We start from the raw sequence: 24768 nt of genomic DNA, 5'->3' as shown, positions 1-24768 counted from the left end.
TCGGACGCGGTCAATTGTCGAAATTGAGACGTGGCACCCGGCCCCCCTGATCTATTCAGGGTCCATCGGAGAAGGGGAATCGCATGGTTGATGTGACAGTGGTCTACTGGCGGGATATTCCGGCGCAGGTCATCGTCGGCAAGGGTCGCCGGGCTGCCAAGGTCCAGCTGCCGGAGCGGTTCGAACAGGCCATCGACAGGGCTGCAATGAAGGTTGGCGCCGACGGCACGGATGATTATCTGGCCGAATGGCGCAAGGCCGCCCCCTATCCGGTTGAGGGCGATGCCTCGGAGGTGGCCGCGCAGGAAGCGGCGCGGCTCGAGGCGGAGTATGATCGTGACAGGATCAAGGCTCTCATTGCCAACGACGGATGGGCAACTGCCGGCTAAGGCGGCCCGACCCGATGACGCCACACAAGCTATGGGAGGCCGCGATGGCCCTGCTCAGTTTCAAGAAGCGCGACACAGCGCCAGATCGTCCGGCCGCCGCCGAGGTCGAGGCCTTTCTGCAAGGCTATTCCATCGAAGTGATGCCCCGCACCGCCGAAAAGGTCGAGAGCTTTCGCGACCTGCTGGCACCGGGCACCCGGGTCTATATCGCCCATATCGACGGCACGCCGATCGAGGACATGGTTGCCACCGCCCGCCGGCTGGCCGACGAGGGCTATCCGGTGATGCCGCATTTCCCGGCGCGCATCATCAAGGACCGCGCGACGCTGGAAAACTGGCTGGCCATGTACCGCGGCGAGGCCGGCGTCGACCAGGCGCTGCTGCTGGCCGGGGGCGTCACGACGCCGGTCGGTGACTTCGACAGCTCGATCCAGCTCCTGGAAACCGGTCTCTTCGACAAGGCGGGCTTCAAGCGTCTGCATGTCGCGGGCCACCCCGAGGGCAACCGCGACATCGATCCCGACGGCGGCTCGGCCAATGTCGAAGCGGCGCTGCGCTGGAAGAACAAGTTCAACGAGACCACCGACGCCGAGATGGCGCTGGCCACCCAGTTCGCCTTCGAGGCCGGGCCGATCATCGCCTGGGCCGACGCGCTGCGCGAGGCCGGCATCACCCTGCCGATCCACATCGGCATCGCCGGCCCGGCCAAGCTGCAAACCCTGATCAAGTTCGCCATCGCCTGCGGTGTCGGCCCGTCGCTGAAAGTGCTGCAAAAGCGGGCGATGGATGTCTCCAAGCTGCTGCTGCCTTATGAGCCCACCGACGTCGTCACCGAGCTGGCGCTGCACAAGGCCCGCCACCCGGAATTCAACATCGAACAGGTGCATTTCTTCCCGCTGGGCGGGATCAAGGCCAATGCCACCTGGGCCATCGACCACGGCGGCGCGGCCACCCGCCCCGCCAGCCAGACCTGAGGACAGACATGCCCGCGTTGCTTTTCGATCTCGACGGAACGATGCTCAATTCGGATCCGATCCATCTTCAGGTCTACAAGGAGATGTGGGCAGCGCGTGGCATGGAGCTGGCGGACGCGGAATACATGACACATATGCACGGCCGCCTGAACGTCGATATCTATGCCGAATTCCTGCCCGACGAGCCCGACCACCAGGGCCTGTCGGACTGGAAGGAAGCGCAGTTCCGCGCGCGCCTGCCGCGGCCCTATCCGGCCATGCCGGGGGTCGAGGCGCTGGTGGCGCAGGCGGTGGCCGAGGATTGGCCGCGCGCCATCGTCACCAATGCCATGCGGCTCAATGCCGAAGCGATGCTGGGCGCGATCGGGCTGCGCCAGCATTTCGAGGTGATCGTGATCGGCGAGGAATGCCCCAGGGGCAAACCCGATCCCTATCCCTATCAGGAGGCCATGCGCCAGTTGGGCGTCACCCCTGATCAGGCGGTGGCCTTCGAAGACAGCCCCTCGGGCACCCGCGCGGCGCGCAGCTCGGGGGCCTATACCGTGGGCATCCGCTCGGGTCTGGACGACCACAGCCTGCGCCAGGCCGGGGCGCATGTCACCCTGCAAGATTTCACCGATCCCGCGCTGTCAGATGTCCTGAAGCGCTTCAAAGGAGTAGCCGCATGACGCGCACCATCGTCGAGTCGAAAACCAAAACCGCCGTCTTGGGCTTTGACGAGCCGTTCTGCGTCATTGGCGAACGGATCAACCCCACCGGCCGCAAGAAGCTGGCCGCCGAGCTGGAGGCCGGCGATTTCTCGACCGTCGAGACCGACGCGCTGGCGCAAGTCGCCGCCGGGGCCAATATCCTCGATATCAACGCCGGGGTGGTCTACAACTCCAACCCCAACCCGAACGAGACCGAGCCGCCGCTGATGACCAAGATCATCGAGCTGGTGCAGGGCCTCGTCGACGTGCCGCTCTGTATCGACAGCTCGGTGCCGGGCGCGCTCGAGGCCGGCCTGGCCGCTGCCGAAGGTCGGCCGCTGCTGAACTCGGTCACCGGCGAGGAGGAGCGGCTGGAGCTGGTGCTGCCGCTGGTCAAGAAATACAACGTGCCGGTGGTGGCGATCTCGAACGACGACACCGGCATTTCCGAGGATCCCGACGTGCGCTTTGCGGTCGCCAGGAAGATCGTCGAGCGCGCCGCCGATTTCGGCATTCCGGCGCATGACATCGTGGTCGACCCGCTGGTGATGCCGATCGGCGCCATGGCGACGGCGGGCAAGCAGGTCTTTACCCTGGTGCGCCGGTTGCGCGACGAACTGGGGGTCAACACCACCTGCGGCGCCTCGAACATCTCGTTCGGCCTGCCCAACCGGCATGGCATCAACAACGCCTTCCTGCCGATGGCCATGGGCGCCGGCATGACCAGCGCCATCATGAACCCGGTCCAGATGCCGGTAACCCAGGCCAGGATCGCCGAAAAGAAGGCGGAAGTGGCTGCCGCCGGACTCGTTCTGCCCGAGGGGATGGACGACGAGACCTTCGTGACGCTCTTTGGCCTCGGCTCGACCAAGGTGCGCCCCGGCAAGGAGATGGAGGCCATTCGCGCCGCCAACCTGCTGACCGACAACGACGCCCATGGCGGCGCCTGGATCGCGTTCAACAAGGTGGCGCCGAAAGCCGGCCAGGAAGGCCGCGGCCGGGCCGGCCGCAGCGGCGGCCGCCGGCGCCGGGCCTGAGGGCGGAGCGAGGGGCCAGCCCCTCGCGCTCCCCGAGGTATTTCGAGCAAGAGGAAATCAGGGGCGCTGGCCGAGGTCGGCGCCCCTTTCGGGTTCGGGCGGTCAGCGGCCTTCGTATTGCGCCGGGCGCTTTTCCATGAAGGCCAGAACACCCTCCTTGAAGTCGCGGGTCTGGCCGCATTTGCCTTGCAGCCGGGCCTCGAGCAGGAGCTGGTCGTCGAGCGGATTGTCGAACGAGCTGCGGATCGCGGTCTTGACGTGCCGGTAGGCTTCGGTCGGGCCCTTGGCGAGATGGGCGGCGCGGGCTTTCCAATGGGCGGCAAAGGCGTCATCCTCGACCGCTTCCCAGATCATGCCCCAATCGCTGGCCTGCTGCGCGCTGATCCGGTCGGCGAACAGCGCCGCGCCCATCGCCTTGGCGGCGCCCATCTGACGCGGCAGCCAATAGGTGCCGCCGGCGTCGGGGATCAGGCCGATGCGGGTGAAGGCCTGGAGGAAAAAGGCGCTCTCGGTGGCAATAACCACATCCGCCGCCAGCGCGAGATTGGCGCCGGCCCCGGCGGCCGGGCCGTTGACGGCGCAGATCGTCGGGATCGGGCAATCGAAGATCGCGCGCAGCATCGGCACATATTCATCGCGCAGCACCCGCTCCAGATCGAGCTTGGCGGCAGAGCTGGCATCGCCCAGATCCTGGCCAGAGCAGAAGGAGGGCCCGGCCCCGGTCATCACCAGCACGCGGGCCGTTTCGCCCGCCGCCCGCACGGCATCGGTGATCTCGGCGCGCATCTGGGTGTTGAGCGCGTTCATCACATCGGCGCGGTTCAGCGTGAGTACGGCGATGTCGTCGGAAATCTCGAGGGTGATGGCTTCGTAGTTCATGTCTCGCGGCCCTGGTGTTTGCTGTCGGCGCGAGACTGGCGCAATGGCAGGTCCGAGGCCAGAGCAAACGCGGCGTCACGCCGCCTCTCGGCGCCAGGCCTCAAGCGCCGGGTTGTCACCGGCGCCCGCAGAGGGGTCGGGCGCATCCGGCGCCTGCATGTCGTCAAGCCGGCGCAGATTGTCGACCACCTGCGGCACCTGCGCGACGGTCTGCGCCAGCTCGCGCCGGAACGCCTGGCCCTTGGCCTGGTGGCGGGCGCCGAAATAGAAGCTGACGATGGCCCCGAGCAGCCACCACAAAGGCTCTGGCACCAGGGCGATGCCCTGCATCCGGGCCGCGAACCAGATCGGATCGGCCATCGCCGCCACGAAGAGGCCCAGCGTGCCCATCGCCATCGCCGGCCGCGGCAGCCGGTTCACCGCATCCATCAGCCGGTCGAACCAGCCGCGCCGGTCGCGGCGGAACTCCTTGCCAAATTGCGCCAGCGTCGCCTGGTGCAGCGTCACCTCGCGCGCGGCGCCCTTTTCGGCATTCTCGCGAAACACCTCGACCGTTTCGACCAGGGCATTGCGGCCGCCGCCAAAGACAAGCGACAGGGCCCGTTCGATCAGCCCCATGCCGCCACCCTCCGGCCGAATTCCGCATCTGTCAGGTGATAGCGCGGCGAGATGAAATCCTCGGCCCGCCGGATCCAGCCTCCCTTGCCGCCGGCCCGCGTGCGGGCATATTTGCGGCTGGCCGGGCGCCGGTCGGCGAGACGGAAATAGTAGTTGCGCCGGGCAATGCCATAGGCGTCGGCGAAATGGCGCGGGCCGGCCCGTTCGGCCCGGGCGGCGGCGGCGGCGGTCTGCGGGCCGATCACGCCGTCGACGGCGATCTTCTGGCCCATGTCGCACAGCAGCCGCTGGAGGATCTTGACCGCATTGGCGCCGGCGTTGACATACATGTCAAAGGCGCTGGCCTGAATGCTTTCGGGCAGTTTCGCGATGCCGGGCCGAATGAAGTAATGGCGGATGAAGATATCCACCGCCTGCTCCTGGGTCAGCCGGCGGACATCGGCCGTTGTCACCGCGCCGTCACCGTCGAGATCGAGCCCGAGCCGGCGCAGGGTGTGAATGGTGACACCGTGCTTGGTAGCGCCGCCGGGATCGTCGGGGTCGTTCACATAGCCGCCCTCGCGGGCGATGATCTCATCGGCAATCTGCCGGACCGAATGTTGCAGCATCTCTGCCTCGCTTGCGCTGTTGACGCGACAAGTCTGGGCAGGACGGGGTTAACGCAGGCTCATGCCAGCGTGCGGTGCAACATCCGGCGGCCGCACACCACGCCGGATGCCGGCGCGGGCAAATCAGCCCTCCGGCTCTTGGTAGACACCTTGCTCCTTGAGCGCGTCCACCACCTCTCGCGGCATGTAGGTCTCATCGTGTTTGGCAAGGATTTCAGAGGCCTCAAAGGTTCCGTTGATGTATTTCCCGGTGCCCACCATGCCCTGATTCTCGGCAAAGAGGTCGGGCAGGATGCCCTGATAGCTGACCGGCACGACGGCGTTGCCATCGGTCACCTTGAAATCGATCCGGTTGTCCTGCCCCTGTTGCAGCGAGCCGGCTTCGACCAGCCCGCCGATGCGGAACACCTCGGTTTCGCGCGGCGGATCGGCAACCACTTGCGACGGCGAGCGGAAGAAGTTGATCCCGTCGCGCATGGCATAGCCGATCAGCCCGGTGGCCAGCACAAGCGCCACCGCTGCCACGGCGATCACCTGAATACGGCGTTGTTTTTTCAGGTTTCTCATCAGCGACCTCCCTATGGAAACAGCGGCGCCATCATCAGCCCGGCGGTTTCTTCCAGCCCAAGCATAAGATTGGCATTCTGAAGCGCTTGTCCAGAGGAGCCCTTGGTCAAATTGTCCAGTGCGACAATAAGGATCGCCCGCCCCGCGATGCGGTCGCCGGTGACACCGACATGCACGAAGTTCGAGCCGCGCACGTGATGGGTGCTCGGGGTCTGGCCAAACGGCAGCACCTCGACAAAGGGCTCATCGGCATAAGCCTTGGCAAAGGTCTCATGCACCTGGGCCGCATCGCCGCTGACATAGCCGGTGGCCAGAATGCCGCGATTGGCCGGGATCAGGTGCGGAGTAAACTGGACCTTGACCTCGCGGCCGGCAAGTGCCGAGAATTCCTGATCGAATTCGCCCAGATGCCGGTGTGTGCCGCCGACCGCATAGGCATTGTACCCCTCGGACAGCTCGGCATGCAGCAGGTTTTCCTTGAGACTGCGCCCGGCGCCCGAAACGGCACATTTCATGTCGAGGATGATGTCGTCCAGCCCGATCACCCCGGCGGAAATCAACGGCCGCAGGGCAAACTGGCCGGTCGCGGCATTACATCCGGTGCCGGCCACCAGCCGCGCGGCGCGGATGTCGTTGCGGTAGAACTCGGTAAGGCCATAGACCGCCTCGCCCTGCATCTCGACCGCGGCGTGGGCGTTGCCGTACCATTTTTCATAGGCCGCCGGATCACGCAGCCGGAAATCGGCGGACAGATCGACGATCTTGAGGTCGCGCGGCAGATCGCGGATCACCTCCTGGCTGGTCTTGTGCGGCAGGGCGCAGAAACACAGGTCGATGCCGGCAAAGTCGATCTCGTCGATCCTGACCAGATCGGGCAGATCGAGATGGCGCAGATGCGGGAAGACATCGGCCATCTTCAGGCCGGCCTTGCGCTCGGCCGCAAGCGCGGCGATTTCCATATCGGGATGGGTGGCGATCAGCCGGACCAGCTCTGCCCCGGTATACCCCGACGCGCCGAGGATTGCGATTTTCTTTGTCATATCAAGATCTCCCACAAGGGTATGAATGTGCCGCACGAGGCCTGCGGTCAGGGCCGTCGCCGCGCGTGCATTGGATCACGGTCAGGCTTTGACGAAGTCGATCTTTCGTCGCAGAAACCGCGTGGCGCCATCGCTCACCCGGCGCGGATCGCCGGTGGTCAGAAAGCGGGTTTCTCCGGCATCGCCAACCATTTGCGGATGGCGATGCAGGTAATCCGCGAGGCTCTCGGCGACGATATCGGCCTGGCTGAACACCTTGACATCGGGGCCCAGGGACTGCTGAAAAATCTCGGCCAGAAGCGGATAATGGGTGCATCCCAACACCGCCGCCTGCGGCCCAGGCATCTTACGCCTAAGCGCTTCGACATGGCTGCGCACCAGCGCTTCGGCAAGGATCAGATCGCCTTCTTCAATGGCGTCGACCACGCCGCCGCAAGCCTGAGCTTCGACGTCTACCCCTATGGCGCGAAAGGCCAATTCGCGCTGAAAAGCCCGGCTCGATACGGTGGCCGGCGTGGCAAAGAGCGCCACGTGCTTGATCGCGACTTCGCGCGGCGGCGACTGGTCGCCCCAGTTTCGCTCGGTCATGGCCTCGATCAGCGGCACAAAGACGCCGAGCACCCGCTTGCCCTGCGGCACGCCGGCCTCTTGCATCCGGCGCAGCGCGGCGGCGCTGGCGGTGTTGCAGGCGAGGATCACCAGATCGCAGCCCTCATCCCAGAGACGGGTCACGCCGGCGCGGGTGAGATCGTGGATGTCATCCACCGTGCGCACGCCATAAGGCGCATGCGCCGAATCCGCATAATAGACAAAGGGCACCTCCGGCAGCCGCCTCGCCACCGCGTCCCAGACCGTCAGCCCCCCGAGGCCGCTATCGAAAATTCCAACTGCCATCAGCGCTTACGACCTGTGCCGCTCCTCGAACTCGAACCCGTAATCATAGGATTCCAAAGGTGTCGGAGACAGCTCATACGTGGCTTTGCGCAGGAAATCCATCATTGCCCGCCCATCCTTGGCGCGGGCCTGCAACTCCGCACGCGGGATCGGCTCGCCGATCGCCACCCGCACCGGGGTGTTGACCCGCCGCCGAAACTCCTGGATCAGCAGCCCCATGCGCAGGGTGTTGTGCAGATGGCTGGCCAGCTGGAACAGCCGCGAGGTGTGGCCATCGAAATAGATCGGCACCACCGCCGCATCGGATTTCGCGATCATCCGCGCGGTAAAGGTGCGCCACCCCGGATCCATCGGCCGCCTGAACGGTTTGACCGCGGTCGAAACCGTACCGCCGGGAAAGATGCCGATGGCGCCGCCCTCGGCCAGATAGGCCAGCGAGGCCTTGCGGGTCTCGATATTGGTGCGCATCGCCTCCTTGGATTCCGAGAAATCGACCGGCAGGATAATCCGGTCGAGCTCGGAGGCCTTGCGGAAAATCTTGTGCGCCATGATGCGGAAATCGCCCCGCACCACCGACAGGATATGGCCCAGCATCAGCCCGTCGAGAATGCCGTAGGGATGATTGGCAATAACGATCAGCGGGCCGTCCCTGGGGATATTGTCCAGCGCGCCGCGCGTCACCTCCAGCCCCAGACCGTAACGTTCGACCATGACCTGCCAGAAATCCTCGCCATCGGCGACGGCCAGCTCATAGCCATCGGCACGCTTGATCAGGCCAAGCCGGCCGGTGGCATTTTCCATCAGCCGGATCATGGCGCGGCCGCCACGGGTCTCGGCGGAATAGGCATAAGAGATGTCTCTGGCGACCTGCCGCTTGCTCTGCATGGCAAGACCTTTGTCAGGGGTTTTCGGCCTGTTTACATCCCTTTCCTGCCCGCTTCAAAGCAAAACCGCGTGGGCTCATTCGGCTGCCTTGCGCAGTTCGGGCCCGCCCGCGCGGATCACCGCCAGAAGCTCTTCGCGGCGCTTGGCCGCCTTGGCTTCATTGGCCGCCTTGACCGGGCCAAAGCCGCGAATATCGAGCGGCAGCCGCGCCAGCGCGATGATGGCGTCGCGGGCATTGGCCGTCAGACCGGGCAGAACCTCGTCCAGGTCGCGCTCGTATTGCGTGATCAGGGCGCGTTCCAAGCGGCGATCCGCTGAATAGCCAAAGACATCCAGCGGCGTGCCGCGCAACCCTTTGAGCTTGGCGAGGATTTTCATCGGCCCAAGCAGCCATTCGCCGAACTCGCGCTTTTTCGGGCGGCCGTCGGGGCCCGCCTTGCTCAGGATCGGCGGGGCCATGTGCAGGCGCATCTTGAACTCACCCTCAAAAGTGCCTTTGGCCTTTTCCCGGCTGTCGATCAGCAGCCGCGCCACTTCATATTCGTCCTTGTAGGCCAGCAGCTTGTGATAGCCGAGCGCCACCGCCTCGCGCAGCGCCTCGTCCTCGATTGCATCGACGCGGCCGCGATAGCGCTTGGCCAGCCGATTGCCCTGATACCGGGTGAGATGATCGGCGCGGAAGGCGATGCGCTCTTCCAGAGATTTGGGCAGCTCGACCACCCTGGGTTTGGCCATCTCGTCGGCCTCTTGCGGGTACAGCGCAGCCCAGCGCCCGATTTCGAAAGCGCGCTGGTTGCGCTCGACCGCCTGGCCGTTCATCTCGACCGCCTGAAGGATGGACGCATGGCTGAGCGGCACGAGGCCTTTCTGCCAGGCGGCGCCAAACAGGATCATGTTGGAATAGATCGAGTCGCCCATCACCGCGCGGGCCAGTTCCGATGCGTCGAACATCGTCAGCCGATCTTTGAGCCGCGCCTCAAGAGCGAGCTGCAACCTGTCGGACGGAATGGAAAATTCCGTATTTCTGGTAAAGTCGCCGGTGATGATTTCATGGCTGTTGACCACGCCGCCGGTGCGCCCGCTGCGCATCAGGCCGATGGTCTTGGCCCCGGCCGAGACCACCAGATCACCGCCGATCAGCGCATCCATCTCGCCGGTTGCGACACGGATCGCGCTGATATCAGCGGGTTTTTCCGCCAGCCGGCAATGGATCGCCACGGCGCCGCCCTTCTGCGCAAGGCCGGCCATTTCCATCATGCCGGCGCCCTTGCCGTCAAGCTGGGCGGCCTGGGCCATCACCGCGCCGATGGTCACCACGCCGGTGCCGCCGACGCCGGTGATCACCACGTTGTGGGTGCCGTTGATCGCCGGCAATTCGGGTTGCGGCAGGTCCGGCAGGTCAAGCTCGCGCGTGGCACCCTTTTTCACCTTGGCCCCTTCCAACGTGAGGAACGACGGGCAAAACCCTTTCAGACAAGTGAAATCCTTGTTGCAGGCCGATTGGTCGATGGCCCGTTTGCGGCCAAGTTCGGTCTCTTCCGGCACGATGGCGACGCAGTTCGACTGCACGCCGCAATCGCCGCAACCCTCGCAGACGTCGGTGTTGATGAACACCCGCCTGTCGGGATCGGGGAACTTGCCGCGCTTGCGCCGGCGGCGCTTCTCGGCAGCACAGGTCTGGATATAGACGATGGCCGACACGCCTTCGATCTCGCGGCACCGGGTCTGGACGTTCTCCATCTCGTCGCGCTCCTGAATTTCCACGCCCTTGGGAAATTTCTCGAGATCGACGTCTTCTTTCTGGTCGTAAACCACGAAAACCTTGTTCACGCCCATCGCCTGCAATTCGCGCACGATGCGATAGGGGCTAAGGTCGCCCTCGTTGGGCTGGCCGCCGGTCATGGCGACGGCGTCATTGTAGAGGATCTTGTAGGTGATATTCGTCCCTGCCGCCAAGGCGGCGCGGATCGCCAGCGACCCGGAGTGGTTGTAGGTGCCGTCGCCGAGGTTCTGGAACACGTGGTTGGTGTTGGAAAACGGCGCCTCGCCGATCCAGTTCGCGCCCTCGGCCCCCATATGCGTAAAGCCAGTGGTCTGGCGGTCCATCCATTGCACCATGTAGTGACAGCCGATGCCGGCATAGGCCCGGCTGCCGTCGGGCACCTTGGTCGAGGTGTTGTGCGGACAGCCGGCGCAGTAATAGGGCAGCCGCGCCGCGATCTCCTGGGCGTTGTCGCCGGCGCGGGCCTGGCGCAGCGCGTCGAGCCCGGCGCGGATGCCATCGGTGCCGCGCCCTTCTTCGATCAGGATGTCGCCCAGTTTTTCGGCAATCCAGATCGGATCGAGCGCGCCACGGGTCGGGAAAAGCTCGTCGCGGTGCATGCCGCCGGCCCCGCCCTTGTACCAGCCATAGACGCGGCGGCCCCGCCGGTCGTCGAAGATTGCTTCCTTGACCTGCACCTCGATCAACTTGCGCTTTTCCTCGACGATGACGATCAGGTCGAGCCCCTCGGCCCAGTCGTGGAAGGAATGCATGTCGAGCGGGAAGGTCTGGCCCACCTTGTAGGTGGTGATACCCAGCCGGTCGGCCTCACCCTCGTGGATGTTGAGCAGGCTCATTGCATGTTGCAGATCGAGCCAGTTCTTGCCCGCGGCGACAAAGCCGATCTTGGCGCCGGGCTTGCCCCAGACGCGCTTGTCCATCCGGTTGGCGCGGGAAAAGGCCTCGGCGGCAAACCGCTTGTAATCGATCATCCGCGCTTCCTGGGCATGCGGCGTGTCGCCTAGCCGGATGTTGAGACCGCCTTCGGGCATGTCGAAGTCAGGCAAGCGGAAGCTCAGACGGTGCGGGTCGCCATTGACCACGGCGGTGGTCTCGATGGTGTCCTTCATCGTCTTGAGGCCGACCCAGAGCCCGGCAAACCGCGACAGGGCAAAGCCGTAGAGGCCGTAATCAAGGATCTCCTGCACCCCGGCCGGCGAAACCACCGGCATATAGGCATCGACAAGCGCCCATTCCGACTGGTGCAGCACGGTCGAGCTTTCGCCGGTGTGGTCGTCGCCCATCGCCATCAGCACGCCCCCCAGCGCCGAGGTGCCCGCCATATTGGCATGGCGCATCACGTCGCCGGAGCGGTCCACCCCCGGCCCCTTGCCGTACCAAAGGCCGAAGACGCCGTCATATTTACCCTCGCCGCGCAGCTCGGCCTGTTGCGAGCCCCAGAGCGCGGTGGCGGCCAGGTCTTCGTTCAGCCCGGGATTGAAGGTGACATCGGAGGCACGCAGCAGCTTTTCCGCCTTGCTCATCTGAAGATCGACCGCGCCCAGAGGCGAACCGCGATAGCCGGTGACATAGCCTGCGGTATTGTGCCCGGCCGCTGCATCGCGCGCCTTTTGCGCCAGCATCAGCCGGACAAGCGCCTGGGTGCCGTTCAACAGGACAGGCGATTTCGTCAGATCGAACCGGTCGTTCAGGGAAATTTTCTGCTGGCTCATGGACCCCTCCCAAGGTGCTGCGCGTGCTAGAGTATAGCGCCATATTAGGTCATAATTGCTGACCTTACGAGGAAAATTTTTCGTGACATTGCCATGTTAGCGTTATCTAGGCGTCATAAAGGTTTTTCTTGCAAAATCAGGCGACAGGCATCACGAAAGAAACGACTATGGATTGGGATAAACTCAGAATATTTCATGCGGTTGCCGACGCCGGCAGCCTGACGCATGCGGGCGATGTGCTTCACCTGTCGCAATCGGCGGTGAGCCGGCAGATCCGTGCGCTCGAAGAAAGCCTGAACACGACGCTGTTTCACCGCCACGCGCGGGGGCTGATTCTCACCGAACAAGGCGAGCTGCTGTTCGACGCCACCTCGTCGATGAACAAACGGCTCGAAGCGGCCGCCGCGCGCATCCGTGACAGCGAGGAAGAGGTCTTTGGCAGCCTGCGGGTGACCACCACCACCGGCTTCGGCTCGCTCTGGCTGGCGCCACGTCTGGCCAAGCTTTATGAAAAATACCCCGACCTCAACATCGACCTGATGCTCGAGGAGCGCGTGCTCGACCTGCCGATGCGCGAGGCCGACGTCGCCATCCGCATGAAAGAGCCGAGCCAGGCTGATCTCGTGCGCAAGCGGCTGATGTCGGTCTGGATGCGGCTCTATGCGTCGCCGGAATATCTCGAACAGCATGGCACCCCCCAATCGCTGGATGATCTGGAAAACCACAGGTTGATCTGTCAAAGGACCGATTCTACCCAGGTAGGTGCCGGTCAAGTCTTTGTTCAGCGTTTGCTGACCTATGACGTGAAATCGACGCTCAACGTGAACAACTATTTCGGTGTGCTTCAGGCGGTGATCAACAATCTCGGCATCGGCGTTCTGCCGCATTACGTGATCGAGGATTTCCCCCGGGCCGTGCGGGTTCTGCCCGATGAAGAGAGCGGCGAAATCCCTGTTTTCCTTGCCTATCCCGAAGAGTTGCGGCAATCTCGCCGTATCGCTGCTTTCAGGGATTTCGTTCAGGAGGAAATCATCGCGCATCGCCGCCAGCTGCGTGAGAACGTCTGAGCCACAGCCAACAACCCGCCCCGACGCCCACGAATTGATCACTCGCGAGGTGAGGTATGCCTGCAACGCATACCCACTATGCTGCACATGCGGCATTAATTCCCTTGATCGACTCAGCCCTGCGACTTATTTCAGCTTCATGAAGTTTGATTGCGCATCGCGCCAGACTTCATACCTCCCTGTTGGACTTCGGCCGAGCTTAGTGCTCGGCCTTTTTTTTGGCTGCCCGGAGTTTGAGCATCCGGCGCAACAGGTTTGAGCGCGCGCGAAACCCGGATTGTACCCGTCACGCCCATGTCGTAAACGGAGCCCAAACCGGAGCCTGGGGATTTTACGGATATGCAAGAGCCTTCCATCACGCCCGATCTGATCGCCGCACACGGGCTGAGCCCCGATGAATACGATCGGATCCTCGAAATCATCGGGCGTGAGCCAAGCTTTACCGAGCTTGGCATCTTCTCCGCCATGTGGAACGAACATTGTTCCTACAAATCCTCCAAGAAGTGGCTGCGCACCCTGCCGACCGACGGCCCGCAGGTGATCTGCGGCCCCGGCGAAAACGCCGGCATCGTCGATATCGGTGACGGCCAATGCGTGGTCTTCAAGATGGAGAGCCACAACCACCCGTCTTATATCGAGCCCTACCAGGGCGCGGCCACCGGCGTCGGCGGCATCCTGCGCGATGTCTTTACCATGGGCGCCCGGCCGATCGCGGCGATGAACTCGCTCAGCTTTGGCGAGGTGGCGCACCCCAAGACCAAACAGCTGGTCAACGGTGTGGTCGAAGGTGTCGGCGGCTATGGCAATTGCTTCGGCGTGCCCACCGTCGGCGGCGAGCTGCGCTTTGACCCGGCCTACAATGGCAACTGTCTGGTCAACGCCTTTGCCGCAGGCCTGGCCGAGACCGACAGTATCTTCTACTCTGCCGCCTCGGGCGTCGGCATGCCGGTGGTCTATCTCGGCGCCAAGACCGGCCGCGACGGTGTGGGTGGCGCGACCATGGCTTCGGCCGAGTTCGACGACACCATCGAGGAAAAGCGCCCCACCGTTCAGGTCGGCGATCCGTTTACCGAAAAGCGCCTGATGGAGGCGACGCTCGAGCTGATGCAGACCGGCGCCGTGATCTCGATCCAGGACATGGGCGCCGCCGGCCTCACCTGCTCTGCAGTGGAAATGGGCGACAAAGGCAAGCTGGGCATTCGGCTCGACCTCGAGAATGTGCCGGTGCGCGAAGAGAACATGAGCGCCTACGAGATGATGCTCTCGGAAAGCCAGGAGCGCATGTTGATGGTGCTGCGCCCGGAAAAGGAGGCCGAGGCCAAGGCGGTCTTTGACAAATGGGACCTCGATTTCGCCATCGTTGGCGAGACCATTGCCGAGGACCGTTTCCTCATCATGCACAACAACGAGGCCAAGGCCGATCTGCCACTGTCGCAGCTCGCCTCGACCGCGCCGGAATACGACCGGCCCTGGGTCGAGACGCCCGCCGCAGAAGCCCTGGCCGATGTGCCCGAGATCGACGGTGTCGACGGGCTCAAGGCGCTTCTGGCCTCGCCCAACTATGCCGCGCGCAATTGGGTCTACGAACAATATGACAGCCAAGTCATGGCCGACACCATCCGCACGCCGGGCTTTGGCGCCGGGCTGATCCGGGTGCATGGCACCGCCAAGGCGCTGGCCTTCACCTCGGACGTGACGCCGCGCTATGTGCAGGCCAACCCGGTCGAAGGCGGCAAGCAGGCGGTGGCCGAAGCCTATCGCAACCTCACCGCCGTGGGTGCCAAGCCCCTGGCCACAACCGACAATCTCAACTTCGGAAACCCCGAAAAGCCCGAGATCATGGGCCAGTTCGTCGGCGCCATCAAGGGCATCGGTGCGGCCGTCGCCGCGCTCGACATGCCGATCGTCTCGGGCAATGTCTCGCTCTACAACGAAACCGACGGTGCCGCGATCCTGCCGACGCCCACCATTGGCGCGGTCGGGTTGATCGACGACGCCGAACACGCCATCACCGGCGTGCCGCGCGAGGGCCATGTGCTCTTGATGCTGGGCGCGGCCGAGGGGCATCTGGGCCGCTCGGCGCTGCTGGCAGAGGTGTTCAACCGCACCGATGGCGACGCGCCGCATGTGGATCTCGAGGCCGAGAAGGCGGCCGGCGATTTCATCCGCGACAACCGCGACTGGATCACCGCCTGCACCGATATCTCGGACGGTGGCCTGGCGCTGGCGACCTATGAGATGGCCGAGGCCGGCGACGTCGGCGCGGTGCTCACGGTCACCGACACGACCGGGTTGTTCGGCGAGGATCAGGGCCGCTATCTGATCGCCTGCAACTTCGATCAGGCCGAGGCGCTGATGGGGGCGGCGGCCAAGGCCGATCTGCCGCTGGTCACGGTCGGCAAATTCACCGGCAGCGATCTGGTCATCGGCACTTCCAGCGCCGCTGTCGCGGAATTGCGGGAAACCTCTCGCGCCACCCTGCCCGCGCTCTTCGGCTGAGCCGATGCGGCGCCGGCTGACCTTTCTGATCGGCGCGCACAAGACCGCCTCGACCCATTTGCAACGCGCGCTGGTGGCGCAGCGCGCGGCGCTGGCCCCGGCCGGCGTCGGCGTGATCGGCCCGTTGCCGATCGGCGGCACCCTGCTGCCGCTGTCCGAACTGCTGCGCGGCCGGGCCGAGCCCGACCTGCTGGCGCTGGCCTCGGAGGGGTTTCTGCACAAACATGCGGGAGACGCCGAAACCGTGGTGCTGATGAACGAGAACATCCTCAGCGCCTCTCTGGCCCCCGACATGGCCTTCAAGGACGGCCAGCTCTACAAATTCGCGCCGCAGCGGGTAAAACGGCTGCTCGACCTCTTTCCCGGCCATGACATCCAGGTCGGCATGGCGGTGCGCAACCCGGCCGGCTTTCTGGTCTCGTCCTGGCAGGAACACATGAAAGGCCATGCCTTCCGCCCCTTCTGCGATTACCTCGGCACCGCCGAGGTGGCGGAAATCGGCTGGCTCAAACTGGTCAGGCGCTTGCGCCAAGCCCTTGGCGACACGCCGATTTTCCTCTGGCGCTACGAGGATTACCCTACCATCGCATCCAAGGTTCTGCATCGGTGCATGGGCGAGGCCAGCGCCCGCATCACCTTGCCCGAGAGCGCCGCCAATCCCGGCTTTTCGGCCCGGGCGCTCGACTATCTGGCCGAGGTGGGCCAGGTCACGCCGGAGTCCACCGTCGAAGCGCTGCGCCGCTTTCCCAAGGGGCCGGAGTATCCCGCCTTTCAGCCCTGGACGCAGAGGGAAAAGACCGCAATGTCAGAGCGTTACGACCAGGATTTGCAGCGCATCGCCAGCCGCGGGCTGGCCCGGGTGCTGCATCCCTGATGCTGCGGCGGCCACTTGCCATCCCAACGCGCCACACTTACCTTTCGACCAAAGGACCAAAGGACACTCAATGCCGATCAATGCCACCGAAATCGAACAGCTGATCCGCCAGAGCTTTCCCGACGCCCAGATCATCGTTCAGGGCGATGACGGCCAGCATTTTGCGGCCGAAGTGGTGGACGAGAGCTTTCGCGGCATGAACCGCGTGCAGCAGCAACGCGCGGTCAACGCCGCCATCCGTGCCAAGCTCGACAGTGGCGAGCTGCATGCGCTGGCACTGACCACCCGCGCCCCGGACTAGGGGGATGGATCTCCTCGGCATCATCGTGCTGGTTCTGGCCATCATCGGAGTGACCCTCCTGCTGGCCCGGCGCGCGATCCGCGAGGACAAGAAACAGACCGGCCGCGGCTCCGAGCCCGGCAGCGGATATCACACCCTGCATTCGCATTATTCCTCGGGCCTGGGCGGGCAAGACAGCTCTTACAAGGTGCCGCGCGATCCGCAGGAATACGCCAAACGCTTCATTCCGAAGGGAAAAGACAAATGACAGAAGTCAAAGAGAACATCCAGCAAACCGTGACCGAAAACGACGTCGTGCTGTTCATGAAGGGCACCAAGGAAATGCCGCAATGCGGCTTTTCCAGCCGGGTCGCCGGGGTGCTGAACTACATGGGCGTCAACTTCAAGGACGTGAACGTCCTGGCCGACGACGGGCTGCGTCAGGGCATCAAGGAGTTTTCCGACTGGCCGACCATCCCGCAGCTCTACGTCAAGGGCGAGTTTGTCGGCGGCTGCGACATCATCACCGAGATGACGCTGTCGGGCGAACTTGACACCATGTTCGAGCAGAACGGCGTCGCCTTCGACAAGGACGCCGCCGAGAAGATCCGCGAAGCCAACGGCTAAGCGCCGCCCGCCCCGGCCCCCGCGCCGGCGAAAGACCCCGGCGGGGCAAGGAGCGAGGGAGAGGTCCCGGCGCAAGGCCGGGACGCGTGGCGTGCGATCGACCCGCCCTGTCCTGCTAGCCCGATTGACCGGCCGCGTCCGACCGGCCTTTGGCCTCGACCTGCTCGGCCACGGCCTCGGCCCGCGCGGCCAGTTCGGCCAGGGTGTCGACAACCGCGCCGGGCACCACCGGCACCTCGATGCGCTCGGGCTCCGGCGCCGGCTTGTTGCGCAGGCCCTCGGCCTCGGCGCCCAGATCGGTGATCTTGTCCTCGAGCTCGCGCACCTTGTCCTCGAGGCCGGCGGTCTTGTCGGCCAGCATCAGCCCGGCCATCAACAGCATCCGCGATTCCGGCAGGCGGCCGATCTGATCCGACAACACCCGCGCCTCGCCGTCGAGCATGCCGGCGGCGGCATGCAGGAAATGCTCTTCGCCAGACTGGCAGGCGACGTCGAAACTGCGGCCGCCGATGGTGATCGTGACTTCGGGCATCAGGCGTCCTCCCTTGGGGAATCATCGGGCAACAGCTGTTTGAAGGCCGCGGCGATCGCCTCGGCCTCGGCGGTTTCGGCCGAACGGGCGGCATTGAGCGCCTCGAGCTCGGCGATCATGCCGGTGTTGATCAGATGCGGATCGGCCAGCCCGGCCTTGTTGGCCTCGCGCAGGGCCTTGTTGTTGGCGCGCAGCTGCTCATTGGCCTTGCGCAGCCTTTGCAATTCGAGATCGACCTGTGCCGTGGCCTCGGATTGCGCGTCCATCCGCGCCTTCATCGTGGCTTGGGCATCTTCGAGCTTGGCATGCAGCGTCTTGATCCGTTCCTCGCGCTGCTGCCCGGCGATGCGCTCTTCTTCCAGCGCCGCCTCGGACGCGCCGAGCCTGGCCTGCAAATCCTCGATATCCACCGGATCCTCGGGCGGTTCGCTGGCCGCGTCCAGCCGCTCCACTCCTTTTCCGATCCGGTCGATCGCAGCCGTCAATCTGCGCTGCAACTCCTCGATGTCGGCCATACCGCCTGCCTTTCCTTTCTGCCACAACCGTATCGCGGTTTGCGTATCACCTGTGGCGCCTGTTGCCGGCCCCGCAGCGAATCATCGCGCAGGGTCTTTCCGGGCGAGTTTAGCCAACCCTGTGGAAAATTGCGCCCCGATTGACATCAAGCACTTACACGACACTGTTCACGCCGCCTTGAACTCTGCGGCCCGACTGCTATTCAGCTGGCAACCACAGCTCAAGAAGGAACGCTCCCTTGGACATCGACGCGCTGAAATCTGCCCATCCCGACCATTGGAAGAAAGCGGCAGCGATCCGTGCCCTGACGCTCGACGCGGTACATGCGGCCAATTCCGGGCATTCCGGCATGCCGATGGGCATGGCCGACGTGGCCACCGTGCTGTTTGAAAAGCACCTGAAATTCGACGCCGCCAACCCCGAGTGGCCCGACCGCGACCGCTTTATCCTTTCGGCCGGCCATGGTTCGATGCTGCTCTATTCGCTGCTCTACCTGACCGGCGATGCGGAAATCACCCTCGACCAGATCAAGAACTTCCGCCAGCTGGGCGCCAAGACCGCCGGCCACCCCGAGAACTTCCTCGCCAAGGCGATCGAGACCACAACCGGCCCGCTGGGTCAGGGCATCGCCAATTCCGTCGGCTTCGCCATGGCCGAAGAGATCCAGCGCGCCCGTTTCGGCGCCAAGCTGGTTGACCACCACACCTATGTCATCGCCGGCGACGGCTGCCTGATGGAAGGCGTCAGCCACGAGGCCATCGGCCTTGCCGGGCGGCAGAAGCTGTCCAAGCTCACCGTTTTCTGGGATGACAACAACATCACCATCGACGGCAAGGTCGCGCTGTCGGACCGCACCGATCAGAAAGCGCGCTTCGAGGCCGCCGGCTGGCATGTGCAGGAAATCGACGGCCACAACCCCGAGGAAATCGACGCCGCCATCACCGCCGCGAAGAAATCCGATCTGCCGTCGATGATCGCCTGCAAGACCCATATCGCCCTGGGCCATGCCGCGCAGGACACCTCCAAGGGCCATGGCGCGCTGACCGATCCCGAGCAGTTGACGGCCGCAAAGGAGGCCTATGACTGGCCTTACGGCCCCTTCGAAGTGCCGGCCGAGATCAAATCCGCCTGGGAAGCGATCGGCCAGCGCGGCGCCGCGGCGCGTGGCGACTGGGAAACGCGGTTCAGCGCGGCCTCCGGCGCCAAGCAGAAAGAGTTTGAGCGCCAGCAAAACGGCGAGGCGCCCAAGAAACTCTCGGCCACGATCAAGGCGCTGAAGAAACAGGTCAGCGAGGAAAAGCCCAAGGCGGCGACCCGCAAGAGCTCGGAAATGGTGCTCGAGGTGATCAACCCGATCATGCCCGAGACCCTTGGCGGCTCGGCCGACCTGACCGGTTCGAACAACACCAAGACCGGCGATCTCGGGGTCTTCGACGTGGACAACCGCGCCGGGCGCTATGTCTATTTCGGCATCCGCGAACACGGTATGGCCTCGGCGATGAACGGCATGGCGCTGCATGGCGGCGTGCGGCCCTATGGCGGCACCTTCATGTGCTTTACCGATTACGCCCGCCCCGCCATGCGTCTCTCGGCGCTGATGCAGCAACCGGTGGTCTATGTCATGACCCATGACAGCATCGGCCTCGGCGAAGACGGCCCGACGCACCAGCCGGTCGAGCATCTGGCGATTTCGCGCGCCACCCCCAACACGCTGGTGTTTCGCCCGGCCGACACGGTGGAAACCGCCGAGGCCTGGGAAATCGCGCTGACCCAGCAGAAGACACCGTCGGTGCTGTCGCTGACCCGCCAGGGCCTGCCCACCGTGCGCACCGAGCACAAGACCAAGAACATGGTCGCGCAGGGCGGCTATGTGCTGGCCGATGCCGAGGGCAAGCGCGAGGTCATCCTGATCGCCACCGGTTCCGAGGTCGAGATCGCCATGCAGGCGCGCGAAACCCTTCAGGCTGAGGGGATCGGCGTGCGCGTGGTGTCGATGCCCTGCATGGAGCTTTTCGCCCAGCAGGACGACGCCTATCGCAAACGTGTCCTGCCCGGCGGCCCGGTGCGTGTCGGCATCGAGGCCGGCATGCGGGCCGGCGGGTGGGATCGCTGGCTTCTGGGCGAGCGCGGCCGCGAGGCCAAGGCCGGGTTCATCGGCATGGACAGCTTTGGCGCCTCGGCCCCGGCCGGCGAGCTTTTCGAGCATTTCGGCATCACCGCCGAGGCGGTTGTCGCCAAGGTCAAGGATCTGCTGGGCTGATCGCCCGCACCTCCTCCGGCCCGCGACCCGGGCCGGTACATCTTTGGACGGGCCGGGCGCGCAGGGAACTGCCTGCGCAACCGGCCCGTTCCTTTTCCGACGGCGGCCCTGCCCGCCCGGAGCCCGCCCCGGCGCGTAACACGAGGATCGACCGATGAGCGACAGTGCCTTTTTCGGCCTCGATGGCTATCATTTTCTGCTGACCGCGCTTGGCGGTGTGATCATCCTCGCCCATTGGCTGCCCCGCTGGGTGAGCCGGCGCGAGCCGGCGGCGCCGGGGCTGATGATCCTGCTGGGGATGCTGGCCTATGCGGTGGTGCCGGGCCTGCCCGCACTGCCCGATCCGCGCATCCAGCCCCAGCCTTGGGAAATTGTCGCCGAGCTGACGGTGATCATTGCGCTCTTTGCCACCGGCATCCGGATCGACAACCTGTCGTCGCTCCGCCGCTGGGCGCCGACGATCCGCCTGCTGGCGCTGGCGATGCCGCTGACCATTCTTGCCGTGGTGGTGATGGGCCATGTCTTTGCCGGCATGACGGTCGCCGCCGCGATCCTGCTGGGCGCGGTGCTGGCGCCCACCGATCCGGTGCTGGCCGGCGGCGTCCAGGTCGGCCCGCCGCTCGAGGGCGGCGAGCATCCGGTGCGCTTTGCGCTGACCACCGAGGCGGCGATGAACGACGGGCTGGCCTTTCCCTTTGTCTATCTCGGACTGGCGGTGGCGGCACAGGGCACGCTGTTTGGCGACTGGGGGCCGCAATGGCTGGCTCAGGACGTGGCCTGGCGGATTGCGGCCGGGGTGGCCATGGGCACCGCCGGCGGCTGGGCACTGGGACAGGTGCTTTTCGTGCTGCCCCGCGGCGCGACGCTGGCCGACACCGCGTCGGGTGTCGTGGCGCTGGCCGGGGTACTCTTGTGTTACGGCAGCACCGAGCTGGTCGAGGGCTACGGCTTTATCGCCGTCGCCGTCATGGGGCTGACCCTGCGGCGGATCGAGGCCGAGCACGAGTTTCACCGCCGGCTGCACAATTTCACCCAGGCGCTGGAACATGCGCTGACGGCGGTGCTTCTGGTGGCGCTGGGGGCGGTTTTGCCGGCGCTGCTCCAAGGGCTGAGCTGGACCGATGCCGGCATCGCCCTGGCGCTGATCCTTCTGGTACGGCCGATTGCGGGCTGGCTGTCGCTGATCGGCACCGATGTGCGCGGCCGCGACCGGTGGGTGGTTGCGATCTATGGTGTGCGCGGTATCGGCTCGATCTATTACCTCGCCTATGCCGCCGGCAAGATCGAGTTTCTCAACGAAGACCGGCTTTGGGCGCTGGTCGGTTTCACCATCCTGATTTCCACCCTGCTGCACGGCTTCACCTCGGCCATGGCGATCGAGGATCTGTCGCAGGAAGCCGAAGGCCCCGAGGCCTGAGCCTCAGCCTCGGGCAAAGACCCGCGCCCAGAGCGGCGCGATCAGCCTGGTGCCGATCGGGATCAGCACGATCCCCAGCGCCAGCCCCAACAGCCCGTCAATCGCCGCCTTGCCGGTCCATTCCAGCGCGCCGCGCCAGCTTTCCGCACCAAGATCGGCGACGGCCACGGCGTAGTGCTTGATCGCCTCTTCCGGCCCGTGCCAGCCCATCTCGGCCAGCCCGTGCACAATGATCGACCCGCCGACCCAGAGCATCGCGGCGGTGCCGACCACCATCAGAAGCTTCATGAAGCCGGGCATGGCGGTCACGATCCCCCGGCCCAGCGCCCGGGTCAGGCCCAGCCGGCCCTTCGCCGCCATCCACAGCCCGAGGTCGTCGGCCTTCACGATCAGCGCCACCGCGCCATAGACCGCGAGCGTGATGCCCACCGCCACGGTCGCCAGCGTCGCCGCCTCGAGCCAGAAGGTGCTGGCCGGAATGGCCGCCAGGGCAATGGTCATGATCTCGGCCGACAGGATGAAATCGGTCTTGATCGCGCCCTTGATCTTCTCTTCTTCGAGATGCGCCGGATCCTGGTTGAGATGGCTGCCGTCCGGCCCGCCGTGATGGGCGCCAAAACCCAGCGCATGGGCCACCTTCTCGGCGCCCTCGAAACAGAGGTAGGCGCCGCCCAGCATCAACAGCGGCGCGATCAGCCAGGGCGCGAAGGCCGAAAGCGCCAGCCCCGCCGGCAGCAGGAACACCAGCTTGTTGATCAGCGAGCCCCGGGCGATGCGCCAGACGATGGGCAGTTCGCGCGCCGGCTCGAAACCGGTAAGATACTTCGGCGTCACCGCCGCATCGTCGATCACCGCGCCGGCCGCCTTGGCGCCCGCCTTGGCCGCCTGGCCGGCAATATCGTCGACCGACGCCGCCGCCACCTTGGCAATCCCCGCCACATCGTCCAGCAGCGCCAGCAAACCGCTCATGTCATTCTCCCCAGGCTGTCCGTGGGCAATGTAGAGGTCAGCTCTCCGGCTGCAAGGCCCATCGCCCCGGTCCATGCGCGGCCAGGACCAGGCACCCACCGGCAATCGCCCAGTTCTTGACAAAGATCGTCATCTGCCAGGGATCGTCGGGCAGGAAATGGAACACCGAGGTCACGCCGCAATAGAGCGCCAGCAGGACCGCCACCGCCCGCACCTGCACCCCGAACACCAACGCAAGGCCGGCCAGGGCGTTGAACCCGAACGCCGGCCAGATCAGCCAAAGCGGAAGCTGCCAATCGGCCAGCAGGCCGGTCGTGCCGCCGGGGCTCAGCGCTTTCTGCACCGCACCACCGAGGAAGAGGGCGGCAATCAGAAGGCGGCCGGTGAATACCGCGAGATCATCAAGTCGAGTCTTCATCGACGTCTACCTAGCGCGCCCGGCGCAAAGTCCCGCCGCCGCCGTTAACGCCACCATGCGAGGATAGCGCAAACAGGTTAGCGCCACCATGCGCTCCCGCGCCACGGTTAACGCTATCACATTGGAAAACAAGGCATTTCCCTTTGACATGCTGCGCCTGCTCGGTATCACCACGGCCAAGGAAACGCGCAGGAGAAATCGGATGACTGTCACTGTCGGGATCAACGGATTTGGCCGGATCGGCCGCTGCACGCTGGCGCATATCGCCGAGGCGGCGCGCAACGATGTGCAGGTGGTCAAGATCAACGCCACCGGCCCGCTCGAGACCTCGGCCCACCTCCTCCGCTATGACAGCGTGCATGGCCGCTTTCCCGGCGAGGTCAAAGTCGCCAATGGCACCATGGATCTCGGCCGCGGCCCGATGGAGATGTTCTCGACCTACGATCCCGCAGAGCTCGACTGGTCGGGCTGCGACGTGGTGCTGGAATGCACCGGCCAGTTCAACGACGGCAACAAGGCCGGCGTACACCTGGAACGTGGCGCCAAATCGGTGCTGATTTCGGCGCCGGCCAAGAACGTGCAGAAAACCGTGGTCTACGGCGTCAACCACCGCGATCTGATCCCCGGCGACACGATGATCTCGAACGGATCCTGCACCACCAACTGCCTGGCGCCGCTGGCCAAGGTGCTGGACGAGGCGATCGGCATCGAACGCGGCATCATGACCACGATCCACAGCTACACCGGCGATCAGCCGACGCTGGACCGCCGCCACAACGACCTCTACCGCGCCCGCGCCGCCGCCATGGCGATGATCCCGACCTCCACCGGTGCGGCGAAAGCCCTGGGCGAGGTGCTGCCCAACCTCAAGGGCAAGCTCGACGGCACGGCGATGCGGGTGCCGACGCCGAATGTCTCGGCCGTCGACCTGACCTTCGAAGCGGGCAAGGATGTCACCGTCGAGGACGTCAACGAGATCGTGCGCGAAGCCGCCGCCGGCCACATGGGCGCGGTGCTGGGCTATGACCCCGAACCCAAGGTGAGCATCGATTTCAACCACACGCCGCAAAGCTCGATCTTTGCCCCGGACCAGACCAAGGTCGTCGGCGGCCGCACCGTGCGGGTGCTCGCCTGGTACGACAACGAATGGGGCTTTTCGGTGCGTATGGCCGATGTCGCCGCCGCCATGGGCCGGCTGCTCCACTGAACCTTTCCGCAGCCCCACGATCCAGGC

Annotated in this window: 25 protein-coding genes; 13 read left to right on the top strand and 12 right to left on the bottom strand. The window is 65.1% G+C overall.

Annotated features, from left to right (window positions below):
* Positions 1–83 precede the first annotated feature (83 nt).
* From AC0J5K_RS07785 to AC0J5K_RS07770, 4 genes are read left to right on the top strand one after another with little or no spacing between them, the layout of a single operon-like run.
* Positions 84–389: a virulence factor gene (locus AC0J5K_RS07785; RefSeq protein ID WP_048531921.1), complete on the top strand. Its 306-nt coding sequence runs from the start codon at positions 84–86 to the stop codon at positions 387–389.
* 44 nt (positions 390–433) lie between these two features.
* On the top strand, positions 434–1363 hold the full coding sequence (locus AC0J5K_RS07780) for a methylenetetrahydrofolate reductase (RefSeq protein WP_274564550.1): 930 nt from the start codon (positions 434–436) through the stop codon (positions 1361–1363).
* 8 nt (positions 1364–1371) lie between these two features.
* On the top strand, positions 1372–2031 hold the full coding sequence (locus tag AC0J5K_RS07775; protein ID WP_274564549.1) for an HAD family hydrolase: 660 nt from the start codon (positions 1372–1374) through the stop codon (positions 2029–2031).
* Positions 2028–3089, top strand: coding sequence for a dihydropteroate synthase (locus AC0J5K_RS07770; protein ID WP_074835751.1), 1062 nt, complete (start codon positions 2028–2030; stop codon positions 3087–3089). The genes AC0J5K_RS07775 and AC0J5K_RS07770 overlap by 4 nt, the downstream gene beginning before the upstream one ends.
* 102 nt (positions 3090–3191) lie before the next feature.
* Here AC0J5K_RS07770 and AC0J5K_RS07765 read toward each other — a convergent pair whose 3' ends face one another.
* The 8 genes from AC0J5K_RS07765 to AC0J5K_RS07730 form a co-directional block, all read right to left on the bottom strand.
* Positions 3192–3968: an enoyl-CoA hydratase-related protein gene (locus AC0J5K_RS07765; protein ID WP_074835753.1), complete on the bottom strand. Its 777-nt coding sequence runs from the start codon at positions 3966–3968 to the stop codon at positions 3192–3194.
* Positions 3969–4043: 75 nt separating this feature from the next.
* Positions 4044–4586, bottom strand: coding sequence for a holin family protein (locus AC0J5K_RS07760; protein WP_274564548.1), 543 nt, complete (start codon positions 4584–4586; stop codon positions 4044–4046).
* Positions 4577–5194, bottom strand: coding sequence for a holin-associated N-acetylmuramidase (locus AC0J5K_RS07755; protein ID WP_048531927.1), 618 nt, complete (start codon positions 5192–5194; stop codon positions 4577–4579). Before AC0J5K_RS07755 ends, AC0J5K_RS07760 begins: the two co-directional genes overlap by 10 nt.
* A gap of 123 nt (positions 5195–5317) precedes the next feature.
* The gene (gene ccmE, locus AC0J5K_RS07750; RefSeq protein ID WP_048531928.1) at positions 5318–5761 is read right to left on the bottom strand and encodes a cytochrome c maturation protein CcmE; all 444 of its coding nucleotides are present in this window, start codon (positions 5759–5761) and stop codon (positions 5318–5320) included.
* A gap of 11 nt (positions 5762–5772) precedes the next feature.
* On the bottom strand, positions 5773–6801 hold the full coding sequence (gene argC / locus AC0J5K_RS07745; RefSeq protein WP_274564547.1) for an N-acetyl-gamma-glutamyl-phosphate reductase: 1029 nt from the start codon (positions 6799–6801) through the stop codon (positions 5773–5775).
* 81 nt (positions 6802–6882) lie between these two features.
* Positions 6883–7695 (bottom strand): glutamate racemase, encoded by an 813-nt coding sequence (locus tag AC0J5K_RS07740; RefSeq protein ID WP_048531930.1) that lies wholly within the window; start codon positions 7693–7695, stop codon positions 6883–6885.
* A gap of 6 nt (positions 7696–7701) precedes the next feature.
* Positions 7702–8580: a lysophospholipid acyltransferase family protein gene (locus AC0J5K_RS07735; RefSeq protein ID WP_074835759.1), complete on the bottom strand. Its 879-nt coding sequence runs from the start codon at positions 8578–8580 to the stop codon at positions 7702–7704.
* 75 nt (positions 8581–8655) lie between these two features.
* Entirely contained in the window at positions 8656–12075 is a 3420-nt protein-coding gene (locus tag AC0J5K_RS07730; RefSeq protein WP_274564546.1) for an indolepyruvate ferredoxin oxidoreductase family protein, read from the bottom strand.
* Positions 12076–12242: 167 nt separating this feature from the next.
* On the opposite strand from AC0J5K_RS07730, the gene AC0J5K_RS07725 reads away from it, so the two are divergent.
* The 6 genes from AC0J5K_RS07725 (at position 12243) to grxD (ending at position 17422) form a co-directional block, all read left to right on the top strand.
* Positions 12243–13142, top strand: a complete 900-nt coding sequence (locus tag AC0J5K_RS07725) for a LysR family transcriptional regulator (RefSeq protein ID WP_074835762.1) — start codon at positions 12243–12245, stop codon at positions 13140–13142.
* Positions 13143–13481: 339 nt separating this feature from the next.
* A complete protein-coding gene (gene purL / locus AC0J5K_RS07720) occupies positions 13482–15641 on the top strand; it encodes a phosphoribosylformylglycinamidine synthase subunit PurL (RefSeq protein ID WP_274564544.1) in 2160 nt (719 codons plus the stop codon).
* 4 nt (positions 15642–15645) lie between these two features.
* A complete protein-coding gene (locus AC0J5K_RS07715; RefSeq protein WP_274564542.1) occupies positions 15646–16515 on the top strand; it encodes a hypothetical protein in 870 nt (289 codons plus the stop codon).
* A 70-nt stretch (positions 16516–16585) separates the two neighbouring features.
* On the top strand, positions 16586–16816 hold the full coding sequence (locus AC0J5K_RS07710; RefSeq protein WP_048531936.1) for a BolA/IbaG family iron-sulfur metabolism protein: 231 nt from the start codon (positions 16586–16588) through the stop codon (positions 16814–16816).
* Positions 16817–16820: 4 nt separating this feature from the next.
* Entirely contained in the window at positions 16821–17063 is a 243-nt protein-coding gene (locus AC0J5K_RS07705; protein ID WP_048531937.1) for a hypothetical protein, read from the top strand.
* The gene (grxD, locus tag AC0J5K_RS07700) at positions 17060–17422 is read left to right on the top strand and encodes a Grx4 family monothiol glutaredoxin (RefSeq protein WP_048531938.1); all 363 of its coding nucleotides are present in this window, start codon (positions 17060–17062) and stop codon (positions 17420–17422) included. The genes AC0J5K_RS07705 and grxD overlap by 4 nt, the downstream gene beginning before the upstream one ends.
* A 115-nt stretch (positions 17423–17537) precedes the next feature.
* Here grxD and AC0J5K_RS07695 read toward each other — a convergent pair whose 3' ends face one another.
* Both AC0J5K_RS07695 and AC0J5K_RS07690 read right to left on the bottom strand, forming a co-directional pair.
* On the bottom strand, positions 17538–17954 hold the full coding sequence (locus AC0J5K_RS07695) for a cell division protein ZapA (RefSeq protein ID WP_274564537.1): 417 nt from the start codon (positions 17952–17954) through the stop codon (positions 17538–17540).
* Positions 17954–18469, bottom strand: a complete 516-nt coding sequence (locus tag AC0J5K_RS07690) for a hypothetical protein (protein WP_048531940.1) — start codon at positions 18467–18469, stop codon at positions 17954–17956. The genes AC0J5K_RS07695 and AC0J5K_RS07690 overlap by 1 nt, the downstream gene beginning before the upstream one ends.
* Before the next feature lie 239 nt (positions 18470–18708).
* Between AC0J5K_RS07690 and tkt the strand changes: the two genes are divergently transcribed.
* Positions 18709–20730 carry a transketolase gene (tkt, locus tag AC0J5K_RS07685; RefSeq protein ID WP_074835768.1) on the top strand — a complete coding sequence of 674 codons (2022 nt, stop codon included), beginning with the start codon at positions 18709–18711 and terminating at the stop codon, positions 20728–20730.
* 154 nt (positions 20731–20884) lie between these two features.
* Complete coding sequence (locus AC0J5K_RS07680) at positions 20885–22147, top strand: cation:proton antiporter (RefSeq protein ID WP_048531942.1); 1263 nt, start codon at positions 20885–20887, stop codon at positions 22145–22147.
* A gap of 3 nt (positions 22148–22150) precedes the next feature.
* On the opposite strand, the gene AC0J5K_RS07675 is transcribed toward AC0J5K_RS07680, so the two are convergent.
* Together AC0J5K_RS07675 and AC0J5K_RS07670 are read right to left on the bottom strand one after the other, a co-directional pair.
* On the bottom strand, positions 22151–23116 hold the full coding sequence (locus tag AC0J5K_RS07675; protein WP_274564532.1) for a DUF808 domain-containing protein: 966 nt from the start codon (positions 23114–23116) through the stop codon (positions 22151–22153).
* 37 nt (positions 23117–23153) lie between these two features.
* Positions 23154–23534, bottom strand: coding sequence for a DoxX family protein (locus tag AC0J5K_RS07670; protein ID WP_074835771.1), 381 nt, complete (start codon positions 23532–23534; stop codon positions 23154–23156).
* Positions 23535–23736: 202 nt separating this feature from the next.
* On the opposite strand from AC0J5K_RS07670, the gene gap reads away from it, so the two are divergent.
* Positions 23737–24741 (top strand): type I glyceraldehyde-3-phosphate dehydrogenase, encoded by a 1005-nt coding sequence (gene gap, locus AC0J5K_RS07665; protein WP_274564529.1) that lies wholly within the window; start codon positions 23737–23739, stop codon positions 24739–24741.
* Positions 24742–24768 lie beyond the last annotated feature (27 nt).

It is taken from the genome of Marinovum sp. E3, assembly GCF_055755275.1.
Note: the sequence above shows the minus strand (reverse complement) of the source record. Positions and strands in the feature narration are given on the sequence as shown.

What these genes read in the sequence shown, in the direction of transcription:
- AC0J5K_RS07785 (WP_048531921.1), top strand. Translation starts at nt 84, where the DNA reads ATGGTTGATGTGACAGTGGTCTACTGGCGGGATATTCCGGCGCAGGTC.
- AC0J5K_RS07780 (WP_274564550.1), top strand. Translation starts at nt 434, where the DNA reads ATGGCCCTGCTCAGTTTCAAGAAGCGCGACACAGCGCCAGATCGTCCG.
- AC0J5K_RS07775 (WP_274564549.1), top strand. Translation starts at nt 1,372, where the DNA reads ATGCCCGCGTTGCTTTTCGATCTCGACGGAACGATGCTCAATTCGGAT.
- AC0J5K_RS07770 (WP_074835751.1), top strand. Translation starts at nt 2,028, where the DNA reads ATGACGCGCACCATCGTCGAGTCGAAAACCAAAACCGCCGTCTTGGGC.
- AC0J5K_RS07765 (WP_074835753.1), bottom strand. Translation starts at nt 3,968, where the DNA reads ATGAACTACGAAGCCATCACCCTCGAGATTTCCGACGACATCGCCGTA.
- AC0J5K_RS07760 (WP_274564548.1), bottom strand. Translation starts at nt 4,586, where the DNA reads ATGGGGCTGATCGAACGGGCCCTGTCGCTTGTCTTTGGCGGCGGCCGC.
- AC0J5K_RS07755 (WP_048531927.1), bottom strand. Translation starts at nt 5,194, where the DNA reads ATGCTGCAACATTCGGTCCGGCAGATTGCCGATGAGATCATCGCCCGC.
- ccmE (WP_048531928.1), bottom strand. Translation starts at nt 5,761, where the DNA reads ATGAGAAACCTGAAAAAACAACGCCGTATTCAGGTGATCGCCGTGGCA.
- argC (WP_274564547.1), bottom strand. Translation starts at nt 6,801, where the DNA reads ATGACAAAGAAAATCGCAATCCTCGGCGCGTCGGGGTATACCGGGGCA.
- AC0J5K_RS07740 (WP_048531930.1), bottom strand. Translation starts at nt 7,695, where the DNA reads ATGGCAGTTGGAATTTTCGATAGCGGCCTCGGGGGGCTGACGGTCTGG.
- AC0J5K_RS07735 (WP_074835759.1), bottom strand. Translation starts at nt 8,580, where the DNA reads ATGCAGAGCAAGCGGCAGGTCGCCAGAGACATCTCTTATGCCTATTCC.
- AC0J5K_RS07730 (WP_274564546.1), bottom strand. Translation starts at nt 12,075, where the DNA reads ATGAGCCAGCAGAAAATTTCCCTGAACGACCGGTTCGATCTGACGAAA.
- AC0J5K_RS07725 (WP_074835762.1), top strand. Translation starts at nt 12,243, where the DNA reads ATGGATTGGGATAAACTCAGAATATTTCATGCGGTTGCCGACGCCGGC.
- purL (WP_274564544.1), top strand. Translation starts at nt 13,482, where the DNA reads ATGCAAGAGCCTTCCATCACGCCCGATCTGATCGCCGCACACGGGCTG.
- AC0J5K_RS07715 (WP_274564542.1), top strand. Translation starts at nt 15,646, where the DNA reads ATGCGGCGCCGGCTGACCTTTCTGATCGGCGCGCACAAGACCGCCTCG.
- AC0J5K_RS07710 (WP_048531936.1), top strand. Translation starts at nt 16,586, where the DNA reads ATGCCGATCAATGCCACCGAAATCGAACAGCTGATCCGCCAGAGCTTT.
- AC0J5K_RS07705 (WP_048531937.1), top strand. Translation starts at nt 16,821, where the DNA reads ATGGATCTCCTCGGCATCATCGTGCTGGTTCTGGCCATCATCGGAGTG.
- grxD (WP_048531938.1), top strand. Translation starts at nt 17,060, where the DNA reads ATGACAGAAGTCAAAGAGAACATCCAGCAAACCGTGACCGAAAACGAC.
- AC0J5K_RS07695 (WP_274564537.1), bottom strand. Translation starts at nt 17,954, where the DNA reads ATGCCCGAAGTCACGATCACCATCGGCGGCCGCAGTTTCGACGTCGCC.
- AC0J5K_RS07690 (WP_048531940.1), bottom strand. Translation starts at nt 18,469, where the DNA reads ATGGCCGACATCGAGGAGTTGCAGCGCAGATTGACGGCTGCGATCGAC.
- AC0J5K_RS07680 (WP_048531942.1), top strand. Translation starts at nt 20,885, where the DNA reads ATGAGCGACAGTGCCTTTTTCGGCCTCGATGGCTATCATTTTCTGCTG.
- AC0J5K_RS07675 (WP_274564532.1), bottom strand. Translation starts at nt 23,116, where the DNA reads ATGAGCGGTTTGCTGGCGCTGCTGGACGATGTGGCGGGGATTGCCAAG.
- AC0J5K_RS07670 (WP_074835771.1), bottom strand. Translation starts at nt 23,534, where the DNA reads ATGAAGACTCGACTTGATGATCTCGCGGTATTCACCGGCCGCCTTCTG.
- gap (WP_274564529.1), top strand. Translation starts at nt 23,737, where the DNA reads ATGACTGTCACTGTCGGGATCAACGGATTTGGCCGGATCGGCCGCTGC.